16 protein-coding genes are annotated in these 14,612 nt (G+C 68.0%); 6 read left to right on the top strand and 10 right to left on the bottom strand.

The window, feature by feature from the left end:
- Positions 1-16 precede the first annotated feature (16 nt).
- The 10 genes from ACPWT1_RS09335 to ACPWT1_RS09290 all read right to left on the bottom strand — a co-directional run bounded on the left by ACPWT1_RS09335 (position 17) and on the right by ACPWT1_RS09290 (position 10,482).
- Positions 17-790, bottom strand: a complete 774-nt coding sequence (locus tag ACPWT1_RS09335; protein WP_427915096.1) for an enoyl-CoA hydratase — start codon at positions 788-790, stop codon at positions 17-19.
- Positions 787-1,377, bottom strand: coding sequence for a 2-hydroxychromene-2-carboxylate isomerase (locus tag ACPWT1_RS09330; protein WP_427915095.1), 591 nt, complete (start codon positions 1,375-1,377; stop codon positions 787-789). Before ACPWT1_RS09330 ends, ACPWT1_RS09335 begins: the two co-directional genes overlap by 4 nt.
- Complete coding sequence (locus tag ACPWT1_RS09325; RefSeq protein ID WP_427915094.1) at positions 1,377-2,099, bottom strand: SDR family oxidoreductase; 723 nt, start codon at positions 2,097-2,099, stop codon at positions 1,377-1,379. The genes ACPWT1_RS09330 and ACPWT1_RS09325 overlap by 1 nt, the downstream gene beginning before the upstream one ends.
- A 3-nt stretch (positions 2,100-2,102) precedes the next feature.
- Complete coding sequence (locus tag ACPWT1_RS09320; protein WP_427915093.1) at positions 2,103-2,912, bottom strand: acyl-CoA thioesterase; 810 nt, start codon at positions 2,910-2,912, stop codon at positions 2,103-2,105.
- A 68-nt stretch (positions 2,913-2,980) separates the two neighbouring features.
- The gene (locus ACPWT1_RS09315; protein ID WP_427915092.1) at positions 2,981-4,189 is read right to left on the bottom strand and encodes an acetyl-CoA C-acyltransferase; all 1,209 of its coding nucleotides are present in this window, start codon (positions 4,187-4,189) and stop codon (positions 2,981-2,983) included.
- A 14-nt stretch (positions 4,190-4,203) separates the two neighbouring features.
- Positions 4,204-6,663 carry a 3-hydroxyacyl-CoA dehydrogenase/enoyl-CoA hydratase family protein gene (locus ACPWT1_RS09310; RefSeq protein ID WP_427915091.1) on the bottom strand — a complete coding sequence of 820 codons (2,460 nt, stop codon included), beginning with the start codon at positions 6,661-6,663 and terminating at the stop codon, positions 4,204-4,206.
- 17 nt (positions 6,664-6,680) lie between these two features.
- On the bottom strand, positions 6,681-7,109 hold the full coding sequence (locus tag ACPWT1_RS09305; protein ID WP_427915090.1) for a DUF2147 domain-containing protein: 429 nt from the start codon (positions 7,107-7,109) through the stop codon (positions 6,681-6,683).
- Entirely contained in the window at positions 7,106-8,902 is a 1,797-nt protein-coding gene (locus ACPWT1_RS09300; protein ID WP_427915089.1) for an acyl-CoA dehydrogenase C-terminal domain-containing protein, read from the bottom strand. Before ACPWT1_RS09300 ends, ACPWT1_RS09305 begins: the two co-directional genes overlap by 4 nt.
- A gap of 7 nt (positions 8,903-8,909) precedes the next feature.
- Positions 8,910-9,617: a TetR/AcrR family transcriptional regulator gene (locus tag ACPWT1_RS09295; protein ID WP_427915088.1), complete on the bottom strand. Its 708-nt coding sequence runs from the start codon at positions 9,615-9,617 to the stop codon at positions 8,910-8,912.
- Positions 9,618-9,729: 112 nt separating this feature from the next.
- Positions 9,730-10,482 (bottom strand): hypothetical protein, encoded by a 753-nt coding sequence (locus ACPWT1_RS09290; protein WP_427915087.1) that lies wholly within the window; start codon positions 10,480-10,482, stop codon positions 9,730-9,732.
- A gap of 339 nt (positions 10,483-10,821) precedes the next feature.
- On the opposite strand from ACPWT1_RS09290, the gene ACPWT1_RS09285 reads away from it, so the two are divergent.
- From ACPWT1_RS09285 to ACPWT1_RS09260, 6 genes are all read left to right on the top strand, one after another.
- On the top strand, positions 10,822-11,112 hold the full coding sequence (locus ACPWT1_RS09285; RefSeq protein ID WP_427915086.1) for an acyl carrier protein: 291 nt from the start codon (positions 10,822-10,824) through the stop codon (positions 11,110-11,112).
- 5 nt (positions 11,113-11,117) lie between these two features.
- A complete protein-coding gene (locus ACPWT1_RS09280) occupies positions 11,118-12,302 on the top strand; it encodes a beta-ketoacyl-[acyl-carrier-protein] synthase family protein (protein WP_427915085.1) in 1,185 nt (394 codons plus the stop codon).
- A 141-nt stretch (positions 12,303-12,443) separates the two neighbouring features.
- Positions 12,444-13,088: a phosphatase PAP2 family protein gene (locus tag ACPWT1_RS09275; protein WP_427915084.1), complete on the top strand. Its 645-nt coding sequence runs from the start codon at positions 12,444-12,446 to the stop codon at positions 13,086-13,088.
- Positions 13,089-13,124: 36 nt separating this feature from the next.
- Positions 13,125-13,622, top strand: a complete 498-nt coding sequence (locus ACPWT1_RS09270) for a 3-hydroxyacyl-ACP dehydratase FabZ family protein (RefSeq protein ID WP_427915083.1) — start codon at positions 13,125-13,127, stop codon at positions 13,620-13,622.
- On the top strand, positions 13,623-13,919 hold the full coding sequence (locus ACPWT1_RS09265; protein WP_427915082.1) for a phosphopantetheine-binding protein: 297 nt from the start codon (positions 13,623-13,625) through the stop codon (positions 13,917-13,919).
- A complete protein-coding gene (locus ACPWT1_RS09260) occupies positions 13,916-14,560 on the top strand; it encodes an acyl carrier protein (RefSeq protein ID WP_427915081.1) in 645 nt (214 codons plus the stop codon). The genes ACPWT1_RS09265 and ACPWT1_RS09260 overlap by 4 nt, the downstream gene beginning before the upstream one ends.
- Positions 14,561-14,612 lie beyond the last annotated feature (52 nt).

Below are 14,612 nucleotides of genomic sequence, written 5' to 3'. Positions count from 1 at the left end.
CTGCGCGGTGCGCGGCTCAGAGCTTGGAGAAGTCGGGCTTGCGCTTGTCCATGAACGCGCCGAACGCCTCGCGCGCGGCGGGCTCGCGCAGCATGCGCGTGAAGATCGCGCCCTCTTCCTGGATCTGCTGCTGCACCAGCTGCTGCTGGCCCTTCTTCATCAGCCGCTTGGTCTCGGCGAGCGAGCTGCTGGGCTTGGCCGCGAGCTTGCGCGCGACGCCGTTCGCGTAGCCGTTGGCCTCGGTCGGGGGCAGCACACGGTTGACGAGGCCCGCTTCGAGCGCGGCCTCGGCCATGAACGGCTCGCCCAGCATCAGCGCTTCCGCGGCGCGGTGGTAGCCGAACATCTGCGGCACCAGCAGCGTGGAACCGAACTCGGGGCAGATGCCCAGGTTGACGAAGGGCATGGAGAACGCCGCGTTGTCGCCGGCGTAGACCAGGTCGCAGTGGAACAGCAGCGTGGTGCCGATGCCCACCGCCGGACCGCACACCGCGGCGATGACGGGCTTCGGGAACGTGGCCAGGCCATGCATGAAGCGGAACACCGGCCGCTCCTCGGCCGGGCCGGCGGGCGGCTGGTCGAGGAAATCGCCGATGTCGTTACCGGCCGAGAACACGGTCTCGTGGCCCTGGATCACGGCCACACGCACCGCGGCATCGTCACGGGCCTGCGCGATCGCGTCGGCCAGCGCCGCATACATCGTCGTGGTGACGGAGTTCTTGCGCGCGAGCCGGTTGAGGGTGATGGTCATCACGCCGGACTCGACGTGGGTGAGGATGTCCTGTGTCATTGCAATGCCTCTTTCACGAAATCCAAGCGGTCCTGGCCCCAGAACATCTGGTCGCCGACGAAGAAGGTGGGCGCGCCGAACACGCCGCGCACCACCGCCTGCTGGGTCACCGACTTGAGCTGCTCCTTCACCTCGGGGTCCTGCGTGAGCGCCAGCACGGCCTGCGGATCGAAGCCGGCCTCCTGCAGCACGCGGCCCACCTCGGCCGGGTCGTTCATGTTGCGGCCGTCGACCCAGATGGCCTTGTACACCGCGTCGCCGAACGGCAGCAGGCGTTCGGGTTGGCGCATCTGCAGCGCGACGGCCGCCCGCATCAGCGCGAGCGTGTTGATCGGGAAATGCGGATTGAGCCGGAACGGCACGCCATAGCGGCGCGCGAAGCGCTGCAGGTCGACGTCCATCCACTTGCTCTTGGCCGGCACCTCCATCGGCGAGCGGTTGCCGGTGGCCTGGAACACGCCCCCGAGCAGGAATGGCCGGTAGTGCACGGTGGCGCCGGTCTCGCGCGCGAGCCGGGGCATCTGCGTCCACGCCAGGTACGCCGCCGGGCTGCCGACGTCGAAGTAGAAGTCCAGGTCCTTGGCCATCAGAACGTCTCCATCCAGGGTCGCAGGTCCAGCTCGTGGGTCCACGTGTCGCGCGGCTGCGAGTGCAGCATCCAGTACTGGTCGGCGATGTGCGCGGGGCTCAGGATGCCCTCGCGGTCCTTGAGCGCATGGCGCTCGGGAAAGTTGTCGCGGATGAACGCCGTGTCGATGGCGCCGTCGATGACGACGTGCGCGACGTGGATGCCGCGCGGTCCGAGCTCGCGCGCCATGCTCTGGGCCAGCGCGCGCAACGCGTGCTTGGCGCCTGCGAACGCGGCGAAGCCGTTGCCGCCGCGCAGGGACGCGGTCGCGCCGGTGAACAGGATGGTGCCGCGGCCGCGCGTGACCATGCGCCTGGCGACTTCGCGTGCATTGAGGAAGCCGCCGAAGCAGGCCATCTCCCAGATCTTGAAGTACTTGCGCGCGGTCTCCTCCAGCACGGAGGTGCGCACGTTGGCGCCGATGTTGAACACCAGGACTTCGATGGGGCCGACGGTGGACTCGATCTCCTCGACCAGGGCGACGACCTCTTCTTCCTTGCGCGCGTCCGTGCCGAAGCCGCGGGCGCGTCCGCCTTCGGCTTCGATCGCCGCGACCAGCTCCTGCAGCTTGTCGGCCGAGCGCCGCGTGACGCAGGCGACGTAGCCCTCGCGGGCGAAGCGCCGGGCGATGGCGCCGCCGGTGGCGTCACCGGCGCCGACGATGAGTGCGACCTTCTGCATGGCCTACTCCTTGTAGTAGACGACCTGGTGCGTGGTCGCGAGCAGTGTGCCGCCTTCGGTCCACAGCTGCGCGGACTGGTCGAAGTAGCCCGCGCGGAAGACTTGCGCCTGCGCCTGGCCCAGCAGGTAGCCGTCCGCCACCTCGGCAAGCTGGGCCGCATCGGCGTGGAAGTACACCGTCATCGACACGGTGCCGATCGGCACCAGCGTCGCGCGGCGGCGCCACACGCGCGGGAAGAACACATCCGACAGCGCCGTGAGCGAGGCATGGTCGAGCGGACGAGCCGGCGCGTCGCGCACCCACAGGCGGGTGCGGCTGCTGCCGGTGTCGCGCCCGTCCCAGTGCTCGGGGAAGCCACCGTCGATGAAGCGCATCTCGTAGCGGTTGACCCACTCGACGCGCTTGCGGGCAGTCGGCAGCGGAATTTCGGCGGCCCTTGGCGCGCTGGGCATGGTGTGTTCGTCGGCGCCCCAGGTGTCGCGGCGCAGGGCCGTGAATGCGGTGCCGGTGAGGACGGCCTGGCCCTGCTGCCGCAACTCCAACTGCCAGTGCTGCGTGGAGCGGTTGGTGCGTGCGGGGCGCGCGATCGCTTCGAACGGACCGTCTTCCAGCGGTGCGGCGAAGTTGACCGTGAGGGCCACCGGCTCACCCTGCCGCTGCGGGTGCCGCAGGACCGCCGACAGCGCCTGCGCCGCCGTGATGCCGCCGAACGGGCCAACCATGTTGCCGTACGCGGGGCTGGTGCGGCCCTGCCAGGTGTGCTCGCCCGCGGTCTCGAGTGCCGTGGCCTCGTCGAAAGGGTGCAAAGGCATGCGGGGCGTCTCCGTGCGATCGCGATGAAAAAAGGCCACGCGGTGGTGGCCTCACTCGGCGGTGTGCGTCAGACGCGCTCGAAGATGCCGGCGGCTCCCTGGCCCATGCCGACGCACATGGTCACCATGCCGTACTTCAGATTCTTGCGGCGCAGTGCGTGCACGACTGTCGCCGACCGGATAGCGCCGGTCGCGCCCAGCGGGTGGCCCAGCGCGATGGCGCCACCCATGGGGTTCACCTTGGACTTGTCCAGGCCCAGGGTGTTGATCACCGCCAGCGATTGCGCGGCGAAGGCTTCGTTGAGTTCGATCCAGTCGATCGCGTCCTGCTTCAGGCCTGCGGCCTTGAGCGCGGCGGGGATCGCCTCCACGGGGCCGATGCCCATGATGTGCGGCGGCACGCCGCGGCTCGCATAGCTGACGAAGCGCGCCAGCGGCTGCAGGTTGAAGCGCTTGAGCGCCGCTTCGCTCGCCAGGATCAGCGCACCGGCGCCATCGGAGGTCTGCGAGCTGTTGCCGGCGGTGACGCTGCCGCGCGCGGCGAACACCGTCTTGAGCTTGGCCAGGCCTTCGGGCGTGGTGTCGGGACGCGCGCCCTCGTCGAGGTTCACCGTGCGGGTCTTCACTTCGACTTCCGCGCTGTCCAGATCGACCGAGCGCTCGGCCACGTCCACCGGCGTGATCTCGTCGGCGAACTCGCCGGCCTTCATCGCCGCGATCGCCTTCATGTGCGACTCGTACGCGAACTGGTCCTGCGCCTCGCGCCCGACCTTCCACTGCTGCGCCACCTTCTCGGCCGTGAGGCCCATGCCGTAGGCGATGCCGTAGCTCTCGATGTCGTCGGGGTTGGAGAAGATGGTGGGGGACAGCGACGGCGAGTTGCCCATCATCGGCACCATGCTCATGCTCTCGGTGCCGGCGGCGATCATCACGTCGGCCTCGCCCACGCGGATGCGGTCGGCCGCCATCTGCACGGCGGACAGGCCCGACGCGCAGAAGCGGTTGACCGTGATGCCGCCCACGCTCTTGGGCAAGCCGGCGAGCACCGCGCCGATGCGCGCGACGTTCAGGCCCTGCTGCGCCTCGGGAATCGCGCAGCCGCAGACGATGTCCTCGATGGCCTTCGGGTCGAGGGACGGCACCTGCGCAAGCGCCGCGCGCAAGGCCGTGGCCAGCAGGTCGTCGGGCCGCATGTTGCGGAAGAAGCCGCGATGCGACCGCCCGATGGGCGTGCGGGTGGCGGCGACGATGTAGGCGTCTTGCAGTTGTTTGCTCATGTCCTTGTCTCCGCTCAATTGCGCACCGGCTTGCCCGTCGACAGCATCCCCAGGATCCGTTCCTGCGTCTTCGGGTGCTGCACGAGTTCGCAGAACGCCTGGCGCTCCAGGGTCATCAGGTATTCCTCGCTCACCAGCGTGCCGGCGTCCACGTCGCCGCCGGTCACCACGTGGGCGATCAGCGAGGCAATGCGGAAGTCGTGCTGGCTGATGAAGCCGCCGTCGCGCATGTTCACCAGTTGCCCCTGGATGGTCGCCTTTCCGCTGCGCCCGGCCACGGGGAACAGCCGCTTCAGCGGCGCACGCCAGCCGGCATTCGCCATCGCCTTCGCTTCGGCGACCGCGACGTACAGCAGCTCGTCCTTGTTCGGCACGACGACGTCGCTGTCGAGCAGGTAGCCCAGCTTGCGCGACTCGATCGCGCTGGTGCCCACCTTCGCCATCGCCGCCGCGGTGAAATCTTCGGTGAGGAACGGCAGCAGGTCCTTGTGCGTGCTCTGCGCCTGGACTTCGGCGGCGCGGCGGGCGATGTACGTCAGGCCGCCGGCGCCCGGCACGAGGCCCACACCGACTTCGACCAGCCCGATGTAGCTCTCCATGGCCGCGACGCGCCGGTGCGAGTACACCGCCAGCTCGCAGCCGCCGCCCAGGGCCATGCCGCGGACTGCGGAGACGACCGGCACGCCCGCGTAGCGCAGCTTCAGCATGGTCTGCTGCATGAAGCCCTCGGCATCCTCGATGGCACTCACGCCCACGGCCATGAACGCCGGCAGCATCACCTGCAGGTCGGCGCCGACCGAGAACATCTCGTCGCCGGACCAGATCACCAGGCCCTGGAAGTCCTTCTCCGCGGTGTCGACCGCGAGCTGCAGGCTCTCGCACAGCTCGGGGCTGATCGCATGCATCTTGGTCTTGATGCTGGCCAGCAGCACCTCGCCATCCAGCGTCCACAGGCGCAGCGTGTCGTCCTCGTGCACGGTGCGGCCGGCGGTGCGCCAGTCCTGCGCGTCGCTGCCCAGCACCGCCTCGGGGAAATGCTGGCGCTTGTGCACCGGCAGCACGCGGCGCGGCTCGAAGCGGCCCGCCGTCGGATTCCACGAACCTTGCGGCGTGTGCACGCCGCCCGCTTCGGCCACCGGGCCCTTGAACACCCACTCGGGCAACGGCGCCTTCGACAGCGCCTTGCCCGCATCGATGTCCTCCTGGATCCACTGCGCGACCTGCAACCAGCCGGCTTCCTGCCACAACTCGAACGGGCCCTGCTTCATGCCGAAGCCCCAGCGCATCGCGAAGTCCACGTCGCGCGCCGTCTCGGCGATGGAAGCCAGGTGCACGGCGGCGTAGTGGAAGCTGTTGCGCAGGATGGCCCAGAGGAACTGCCCCTGCGGCCCCGTGCTGTTGCGCAGCAGCTTGAGCCGCTCTGCGGCGGATTTCTTCAGCATGCGGCCGTACACCTCGTCGGCCTTCTGGCCGCCCGGCACGTACGACTCGCTCTCCAGCTCGAAGCGCAGCACGTCGCGGCCGACCTTCTTGTAGAAGCCGGCCTTGGTCTTCTGTCCCAGGTTGCCCAGCTCGAGCAGCTTCTTCAGCACCTCGGGCGTGCCGAAGCTGGCGTAGAACGGATCAGTGTCCGCGCTCAGCGTGTCCTGCAGCGTCTTGATGACGTGCGCCATCGTGTCCAGCCCGACGACGTCCGCCGTGCGGAACGTGCCGCTGGACGCGCGACCCAGCTTCTTGCCGGTGAGGTCGTCCACCACGTCGAACGTGAGGCCGAACTTCTCCACCTCACGCATCGTCGCCAGCATGCCGGCGATGCCGACCCGGTTGGCGATGAAGTTGGGCGTGTCCTTGGCCCGCACCACGCCCTTGCCCAGGCTCGTCGTGACGAAGGTCTCCAGCTGGTCGAGGATCTGCGGCTGCGTGCTGGGCGTGGCGATCAGCTCCACGAGGTACATGTACCGCGGTGGGTTGAAGAAGTGGATGCCGCAGAAGCGGGGCTTGATCGCGTCGGTCAGCGCCTCGGACAGCTTCGTGATCGACAGGCCCGAGGTGTTGGAGGCGACGATCGCATGCGGCGCCACGAACGGCGCGATCTTGCGATAGAGGTCCAGCTTCCAGTCCATGCGCTCGGCGATCGCCTCGATCACCAGGTCGCACTCGCGCAGCAGTTCCAGGTGCTCCTCGTAGTTGGCCTGCTGGATCAGCGCGGCGTCTTCGGGGATGCCCAGCGGCGACGGCTTGAGCTTCTTCAGTCCCTCGACGGCCTTGGTGACGATGCCGTTCTTCGGCCCTTCCTTCGCAGGCAGGTCGAACAGCACCACCGGCACCTTCACGTTCACCAGGTGGGCGGCGATTTGCGCGCCCATCACGCCGGCGCCGAGCACGGCCACCTTCCTCACCAGGAACCGGCCTGTCGCGGCCTGTGCCTCCGCACCCGCGGAGGCGGCTGCGCGTTGGTCTTGGTCTCTGTACATCTCGTTCCTCGTCGTCATCACTGCACCCGCACCCAGGTCTGGGTGCGGCCGAACGGCCCGATGGAGCCGCGCACCTCGAGCCGCTGGCCGCCGTCGACCGGCGTCAGGCGCAGCGCGTAGTCGCCGCCGCTCTCCGGATCGAGGATGCGGCCGCCCTCCCAGACGTCCTTGCCTTCGGCCTTGCGGGCCTGGCGGATGATCTCCAGCCCGTCGTAGGGCTGGCCCTTGCGCTCGCCGGGGCACTCGTCGCAACGATCCTGCGGCTTCGCATCGCTGCGCAGCCGGCGCACGATGCGGCCGGTGAGCACGCCGGCCGATTCGCTGATGCGGACCTCGGCCTTCGGCTCTCCGGTCTTCTCGTCCTTGGTGCGCCAGAGGCCCACGGGCGTGGACTGCGCGAAGGCCGCGCCGCAGAACAGCGCGGCGGCTGCCGCCACCAGCCTCACGCGAGCGCCTCGTTCGTGTCCAGCAGCACCTTCGCTCCGGCACGCGCGGTGCGCATCAGCATCGCGGTTTCGGGGAACAGCTTGGCGAAGTAGAAGCGCGCCGTCTGCAGCTTGGCCTTGTAGAACGGGTCCGTGTTGCCGGCCGCGATCTGGCGCAGCGCGACCTGCGCCATGCGGGCCCAGAAGTAGCCGAACACCAGGTGGCCCGCGACGCGCAGGTAGTCGACCGCCGCCGCTCCCACTTCGTCGGGGTTCTGGAATGCCTTGAAGCCGATCTCGGTGGTGAACTTGGTCATCTGGTCGCCGAGCATCGCGATCGGGTTGATGAACTCGGCCATCTGCTCGTTCACGCCCTCCTCTTCCACCAGCTGCGCCACCAGCTTGCCGAACTTCTTCAGCGTGGCGCCCTGGTTGCCCAGCACCTTGCGGCCCAGCAGGTCGAGCGACTGCACCGTGTTCGTGCCCTCGTAGATCATGTTGATGCGGTTGTCCCGCACGAACTGCTCCATGCCCCATTCCTTGATGAAGCCGTGGCCGCCGAACACCTGCATGCAGGCATTCGTGGCGATGTGCCCGTTGTCGGTGATGAAGGCCTTGACGATGGGCGTGAGCAGCGCGACCAGTTCCTCGGCGTCCTTGCGCACCTTGGCATCGGGGTGGTTCAGTTCGCGGTCGATCAGCAGCGAGCAGAACATGGTGAGCGCGCGGCCGCCTTCGGCATAGGCCTTGGCGGTCAGGAGCATCTTGCGCACGTCGGGGTGCACGATGATCGGGTCGGCCGGCTTGTCCTTGGCCTTGGTCCCACTGAGGGATCGCATCTGCAGGCGGTCCTTCGCGTAGGCCAGCGCGTTCTGGAAGGCCACCTCGGTGAGGCCCAGCGACTGCATGCCGACGCCGATGCGGGCCGCATTCATCATCACGAACATCGCCTGCAGGCCCCTGTTCGGCTCGCCCACCAGCGTGCCGACGGCGCCTTCCAGCACCATCTGCGCGGTGGCGTTGCCGTGGATGCCCATCTTGTGCTCCAGGCCGCCGCAGAAGATGCCGTTGCGCGAGCCGATCGAGCCATCGGCGTTGACGTTGAACTTGGGCACCACGAACAGGCTGATGCCCTTGCTGCCCTTGGGCGCGTCGGGCAGACGGGCCAGCACCAGGTGCACGATGTTCGGCACGAAGTCGTGTTCGCCGGCGGAGATGAAGATCTTGTTGCCCGTGAGCCTGTAGGTGCCGTCGGCCTGCGGTTCGGCCTTGGTGCGCAGCAGGCCCAGGTCGGTGCCGCAGTGCGGCTCGGTCAGGCACATGGTGGCGGTCCACTCGCCGCTTACCAGCTTCGGCAGGTACAGCTTCTTCTGCGCGTCGGTGCCGTGCGTGTGCAGCGCCTCGTAGGCGCCGTGCGACAGGCCGGGGTACATGGTCCAGGCCTGGTTGGCGCTGTTCAGCATCTCGTAGAACGCCTGGTTCACCACGATGGGCAGGCCCTGGCCACCGTACTCGGGGTCGCAGGACAGTGCCGGCCAGCCGCCTTCGATGTATTTCGCATAGGCCTCCTTGAAGCCCCTGGGCGTCTTCACCTCGTGCGTCGCCTTGTCCAGCGTGCAGCCTTCCTCGTCCCCCGTGATGTTCAGCGGGAAGGTCACCTCGGCGGCGAACTTGCCGCCCTCCTCGAGGATGGCGTTGATGGTGTCCACGTCCACGTCGGCGTGCCTGGGCATCGCCTTGTAGTCCTCGGTGATCTTCAGCACCTCGTGCATCACGAACTGCATGTCGCGCAGGGGCGGGGTGTAGCTGGGCATGGGCGGCTTACTCCTTGACGGATTTGATGCGGGTCTGTTTGCCTCGCCGCTGGGCGGGCTCGGCGGCGGCCTGCGTGCCGTAGCGGCGCAGGATGTTCTCGAAGCCGGCGCTCGCGCGGGCGATGGCGCCGGGGCTCTTGAGGAAGCGTGCCTCGTAGTGCAGCGCGAGGATCAGGCCGTGGATCTCGAACAGCATCTGCTCCTCGTCCACGTCGGCGCGCAGGTGGCCTTCTTCGCGCGCCAGCACGATGGCCCGCTTCATGGCCTCGTGCCAGGTCGCGACCGAACTGGCCAGCGCGTCACGCACGGGGCCGGGCCGGTCGTCGAATTCGACGGCGCCGCTGATGTAGATGCAGCCCGAGTCGAGTTCGACCGAGGTGCGCTTCATCCAGTTGGCGAACATCGACTGCAGGCGGGGCAGGCCGCGCGGCGCCGACATGGCCGGATAGAACACCTCGTCCTCGAAGCGGGCGTGGTATTCGCGGATCACGGAGATCTGCAGTTCCTCGCGCGAGCCGAAGTGCGCGAAGACGCCCGACTTGCTCATGCCCGTGACTTCGGCCAGGGCGCCGATCGACAGGCCTTCGACCCCGATCTGCGTGGCCAGCCCGAGGGCGGCATCGACGATGGCAGCCTTGGTCTGCTGCCCTTTCTGCAAGGCGCGCCCATCCCGCGGCCCACGCGGCGGCTTCAGCGGCAAGTCGGTCACGGTCATCGGCACGCCCCAGGAATAAAACGAACGGTCGTGCTATTTTGCAGGAAGTCGCGCCGGAAATCCGCCGGTCGCCGGTTTTTTCGCACCGGCCTGTCAAGACCGGGGCGCGAGATCAGCCGGGCTGCCTGCCGATCCGGGCGAGGATCTCGCCGGCGACTGGCGACCACACGTCCCAATCGTGGCCGCCGTCGCGCAGGAGCACGTGACCGGACGGGAGGATGGGCGCCAGCAGGGGCATGGCCGCACTGAACTCGTCGTCCTTGCCATACGCCAGCCATACGTTGCGAGTGGCTGCTGGCTGCCGCGACCAGCCATGCAGATGCCGCCACACTTCCTGCTGGAAGTTGTCAGGGGTGATGATCTTCGCGGGCGGCGGCGGCTGCCAGGCCGAGAGGCTGCCGGCCGCCGCGACCTCGTCCTGGGTCTTCTTGTCGCCCAGGTAGGGGGCGAGCAGCACCATCCCGTCGACGTCGTTCGGATAGGCGCGGTCGTACAGCACTGCGCCCATGCCGCCAAGCGATGCGCCCACCAGCCAGACCTGGGCGTAGCCGCGCCCGCGCGCGGGCATGATGACCTCGTCGTGGAGGCGCTGCTCCGCCCGGCCTTGCAGGTAATAGCCAAGTCCCAGTCCGGTGAGCACGACATCCGCGTCGGGCCAGGCCGACTGCACGGCTTGCGCGATACCGCTCTTCTGCAGGTCGCCCACGTCGTCGGCACGGCCGGGCAGCACCACCACCAGCCGCCGCGGCTTCGTGGGGGCATGGGCGAGGGATGTGGGTATCGGCTTGGATGGATCTCCGAACTGGACGCATCCGGAGAGGATGCCGACGCAGAGCAGGAGTGATGACCACCAGGGCAGGCGCATTCTTTTCATTGGAGACATCAGTGGGCGTTGGGCCATGAAGACTGCCGACCCGCCCACGGTTCCCGAAGGCGGCGTTAAGAAACAACAGTCTGTGATGTTCCTCCGGCCAATGGGCCAATTGCACCAATCCCGGGCGCTGATGAGCTCAAAATAGAGTGTCAATCTGCCCTTGGCGCGTCGGCGTCACCGCCGATCAGGGGGTTCATCCGGTGGTCAGCCGCATGGCTGACCGTGCACGGGTGGATGACCTGAGACGCCGAATCGCCTGTCCCAGCGCGCCCCCCGGACGTGAGCAGCGACCGGGGCGCAAGATGAATCGCATACTTTTGGATGCAACTCATGCTAAACACAGTCATTATTGAGTACCTGACCAAGAACGCAGGCGTCGACGCGGCCAAGTTCGAGAACCCGGACCTGATGGTCGCCGACCTCGGCCTGGACTCCCTGGGGCTCGTCGAGATGCTGTTCGAGGTCGAGGACCGCTTCGGCTTCCAGATTCCCGACCCGATGCGATTCCAGACGATGACGTTCGCCGAGATGGTGGCCGCGATCGAGGAGTCCGTGCGTGAGCACTCGAACGGGCAGCTTGCGGAGGTTCCCTCGGTCAGCTCGGTCGCGCCAGCCAAATGACACGGGTGGCGATCACCGGGCTGGGCATGATCTGTCCGCTCGGAGCAGATGCCCGCTCGAGTTTCGCCGCCGCGGTCGAGGGTCGAAGCGCGATCGGTCCCGCACCTGAACATCTTTGCGCGGGTCTCCCGGACCTCCTGGCCGCGCCTGCCGCCGCCGGACCCGAGACCCTGCTGGACCGGCAATTCCTCGGGCTCGACCGGGCCACGCAGTTTTCCGTCGTCGCCGCGCACGAGGCGGTCAGCGATGCCGGGATCTGCGAGACGGCGGTCGACGCAGATCGCATCGGCGTGTTCGTCGGCATCGGCTTCGGTGGAGCGCACACGCTCGACGCCATGTACGCGCGCTACTTCGCGGCCATGCAGGGCGACGCGCAGGCCCGCAAGGGCGCGACGGTCGTCCATCCGCTCTCCGTGCCGCGCATGATGGCCAACGCGTCGATGGCGGCGGTGTCCATGCGCTACGGCTTCCGCGGCATGGGCCACACGTACACCGTGGCCTGCTCGTCGTCCGCCGTTGCGGCTGGCGAGGCGTATCGCGCGATCAAGCATGGTTATCTCGACGCGGCCGTGGTGATCGGCACCGAAGCCATGCTGACGGCCGGATCGATGCTTGCCTGGAACGCCCTGCGGGTGATGGCGAAGCCCGACCGCGCGCGCGCTTCGGCCAGCTGCAAGCCGTTCTCGGCCGACCGCACCGGCTTCGTCCTCGGCGAAGGCGGTGCCTCGCTGGTGCTGGAGAGCGAGGCGCATGCGCAGCGACGCGGGGGGACACCGCGCGCCGAGCTGGCCGGCTACGGCTGCAGCAGCGACGCCAAGCACCTGACGGCGCCCAGCGTCGAGGGCCAGGCGGCCGCGATGCGCCAGGCGATCTCGGAAGCAAGGCTGCCTGCATCGGAGATCCAGTACCTGAATGCGCACGGCACCGCCACCGATGCAGGCGACGTGACCGAGACAGCGTCGATCCGCGAGGTGTTCGGGTCCTCCGCGGACCGGCTCGCCGTCAGCTCCACGAAGGCGGTCCATGGCCACCTGATCGGGGCCGGTGGCGCGGTGGAATTTGCGCTCAGCATCATGGCCATGGAAAGCGGTTCCATCCCCCGACCGCGCACCTGGAGAAGCCCGACCCGCGCTGCGACCTGGACTACGTCCCGCTGCACGCACGCCACGGTTGCCACATCGACGCCGTGATGTCCAACTCGTTTGCATTCGGCGGCAGCAATGCGTCGCTGATCGCGCGTCGCTGGATCTGATGGAACCGCAAGCTGTCCCGTCGATGACCGCACTCGACCCTGCCCAGGCGCGCGGGACGCAGTCGAGGGTGTCGCAACCGTGTTCCTGTCGAGGATCCGGCGTCACTTCTGGTTCAAGTGCTTCGGGACGACCGCGTTCACCTCGTGCTTCTTCGCGGCCTATCTGTACCTGCTCAAGAGCCCGGCCGGATCGGTCACGACCGTGCCCCTGACCTGGCTCGACCACCGCATTCCGTTCGAGCCGCTGGCACTGCCGGTCTACCTGTCGTTGTGGGTCTACATCAGCCTGCCGCCCGCGCTGATGCTCACGCGCGCACAGGTGATCGATTACGGCCTGCGGATCGGGGCGCTGTGCCTCGCAGGCCTGGCCGTCTTCTATCTCTGGCCCAACGCGGTGCCTCCGGCCCACATCGACTGGGATCGCTATCCCGGCATGGCCTTCCTGAAGGGCGTCGACGCAGCGGGTAACGCGTGCCCGTCCCTGCACGTCGCGACGGCCGTCTTCGCGGCTTTCTGGCTGCACTGGATGGTGCCCAGCCTGCGGGTCGACCGGCGCGCGCGGTGGTTCAGTGCAGCGTGGTGCGTGGCCATCGTCTATTCCACGATGGCGACGAAGCAGCACGTGGCCATCGACGTGCTGGTCGGCACGATCTTCGGCACCGTCATGGCCCTGGCGCTCAAGCCGCGCCCGCTTCCCACGGCCGGCTGGTCGCTCCCGACATAGATCGGGCCGGTCGCCACATCACGTGCCTGCATCTTCATGACAGAGCTGAGTTATCCGATCGAGCTGGACCGCGAGGAGATCCACGAGGTTCTGCCGCACCGCGGCGACATCCAATTCGTCAGCTCGCTGACCGTGCTGCAGCATGATCGGTACCAGGGCCATGCGCACTGGCCGGAAAATCTGCCGATCCTGCAGGGCCACTTCCCAGGCATGCCGATCGTTCCAGGCGTCTTCCTGATCGAGGCCGTCGCGCAGGTGGCCGGCGCAGGCATGCTGGTCGGTGACGCGTACGCCCGTAGCATGGGACCCGGCTATGTCGGCGTGCTGGTCGGCGTGCGCAAGTGCAGCTTCAAGCGCCCGGTGCTCGCCGGCGAGGCGGTGGTGATCGATGCCACGTCGCGCCAGATGTCGCAGACCGCTGCCACGGTGACCGGGAAGGTCACCGTCCGCGGCGACGAGGTCGCCACCATCGAGATCTTCGTGGTGAACGTGCCGCGCGACAGCCTGGACATGCAATCCCAACAAGCTTCCTGAATGAAAACACCCGCTACCGCCCCGAGCACATCGGAGCACGATCTCGGCCTTGAGGCCGAACTGGCCGAAATGATCGTGAGCAGCCTCAACCTGGACGTGCAGGCGACCGACATCCAGCCCGAAGCTCCCCTGTACGGCGACGGCCTGGGGCTCGATTCGATCGACATCCTCGAGATCGCCCTGGTCATCTCGAAGAAGTACGGCCTGCAGATCAAGGCCGACAGCGCCGACAACTTCGAGATCTTCAGCTCGCTGCGCAGCCTGGCCGCCTACATCGTCAAGAACCGCGCGACATGACCCGGACGCGAAAGCTCATCCGCGTCTCCGCGTTTGCGCTCGGGGGCGCCGCGTACCTGGGTGTGGCGTTCGCGGCATCGGCCATGGAACGCCCGCCGCTGCTGCTGGTGCTCGCCGGCATGCTGCCGATGGCCGCCCTGGCGGTCGCGGCCGGATGGGCGTCGCGCGCCCGGTACGCGGCGCTCTCGGCCTGCGCCGTTGCCCTGGTGCTGCTCCTGCTGAACCTGCAGCGGCTGCAGGACCACGTGGCTTTCGTCTATTTCATCCAGCACATGGGCGCCATGGGCGCGCTTGGCCTGACCTTCGGCTCGACCTTGTGGGCCGGCCCGGAGCAGGCGTTCTGCTCGCGGATCGCAGCCTTCGTCATGCCGGGCCGCCTGGACGCGCAGTACCTTCTCTACACCTGGAAGGTGACCCTCGCCTGGACCATCTTCTTCGCACTCTCCGGCGCCGTGTCCGTCATCCTCTTTTGCTGGGGACCGGTGGTGTGGTGGTCCTTCTTCGCGAACGTGGTGTCCCCTGTCCTCGTCGGCGCCATGTTCGTCGTCGAATACGGAGTGCGCCTCGTGGCCCTGCCGAGCCGACCGCACCTGAACCTGTCCGAGACGATCCAGGCGTACCAGGCATATCGACGCGGTTGATGCATCGTCCGATGCCCGCCAGGCCCCTCCCCTTCCGGCACCGCCCCGATCT

Source organism: Ramlibacter sp. MMS24-I3-19, assembly GCF_050320135.1.
In the GTDB taxonomy this organism is placed as follows: domain Bacteria; phylum Pseudomonadota; class Gammaproteobacteria; order Burkholderiales; family Burkholderiaceae_C; genus Ramlibacter.
The sequence above is the reverse complement of the archived record's forward strand: the minus strand, read 5'-3'. Positions and strand labels throughout refer to the sequence as shown.

What these genes read in the sequence shown, in the direction of transcription:
- ACPWT1_RS09285 (WP_427915086.1), top strand. Translation starts at nt 10,822, where the DNA reads ATGCTAAACACAGTCATTATTGAGTACCTGACCAAGAACGCAGGCGTC.
- ACPWT1_RS09330 (WP_427915095.1), bottom strand. Translation starts at nt 1,377, where the DNA reads ATGGCCAAGGACCTGGACTTCTACTTCGACGTCGGCAGCCCGGCGGCG.
- ACPWT1_RS09335 (WP_427915096.1), bottom strand. Translation starts at nt 790, where the DNA reads ATGACACAGGACATCCTCACCCACGTCGAGTCCGGCGTGATGACCATC.
- ACPWT1_RS09260 (WP_427915081.1), top strand. Translation starts at nt 13,916, where the DNA reads ATGACCCGGACGCGAAAGCTCATCCGCGTCTCCGCGTTTGCGCTCGGG.
- ACPWT1_RS09295 (WP_427915088.1), bottom strand. Translation starts at nt 9,617, where the DNA reads ATGACCGTGACCGACTTGCCGCTGAAGCCGCCGCGTGGGCCGCGGGAT.
- ACPWT1_RS09290 (WP_427915087.1), bottom strand. Translation starts at nt 10,482, where the DNA reads ATGCGCCTGCCCTGGTGGTCATCACTCCTGCTCTGCGTCGGCATCCTC.
- ACPWT1_RS09265 (WP_427915082.1), top strand. Translation starts at nt 13,623, where the DNA reads ATGAAAACACCCGCTACCGCCCCGAGCACATCGGAGCACGATCTCGGC.
- ACPWT1_RS09320 (WP_427915093.1), bottom strand. Translation starts at nt 2,912, where the DNA reads ATGCCTTTGCACCCTTTCGACGAGGCCACGGCACTCGAGACCGCGGGC.
- ACPWT1_RS09300 (WP_427915089.1), bottom strand. Translation starts at nt 8,902, where the DNA reads ATGCCCAGCTACACCCCGCCCCTGCGCGACATGCAGTTCGTGATGCAC.
- ACPWT1_RS09315 (WP_427915092.1), bottom strand. Translation starts at nt 4,189, where the DNA reads ATGAGCAAACAACTGCAAGACGCCTACATCGTCGCCGCCACCCGCACG.
- ACPWT1_RS09325 (WP_427915094.1), bottom strand. Translation starts at nt 2,099, where the DNA reads ATGCAGAAGGTCGCACTCATCGTCGGCGCCGGTGACGCCACCGGCGGC.
- ACPWT1_RS09270 (WP_427915083.1), top strand. Translation starts at nt 13,125, where the DNA reads ATGACAGAGCTGAGTTATCCGATCGAGCTGGACCGCGAGGAGATCCAC.
- ACPWT1_RS09310 (WP_427915091.1), bottom strand. Translation starts at nt 6,663, where the DNA reads ATGTACAGAGACCAAGACCAACGCGCAGCCGCCTCCGCGGGTGCGGAG.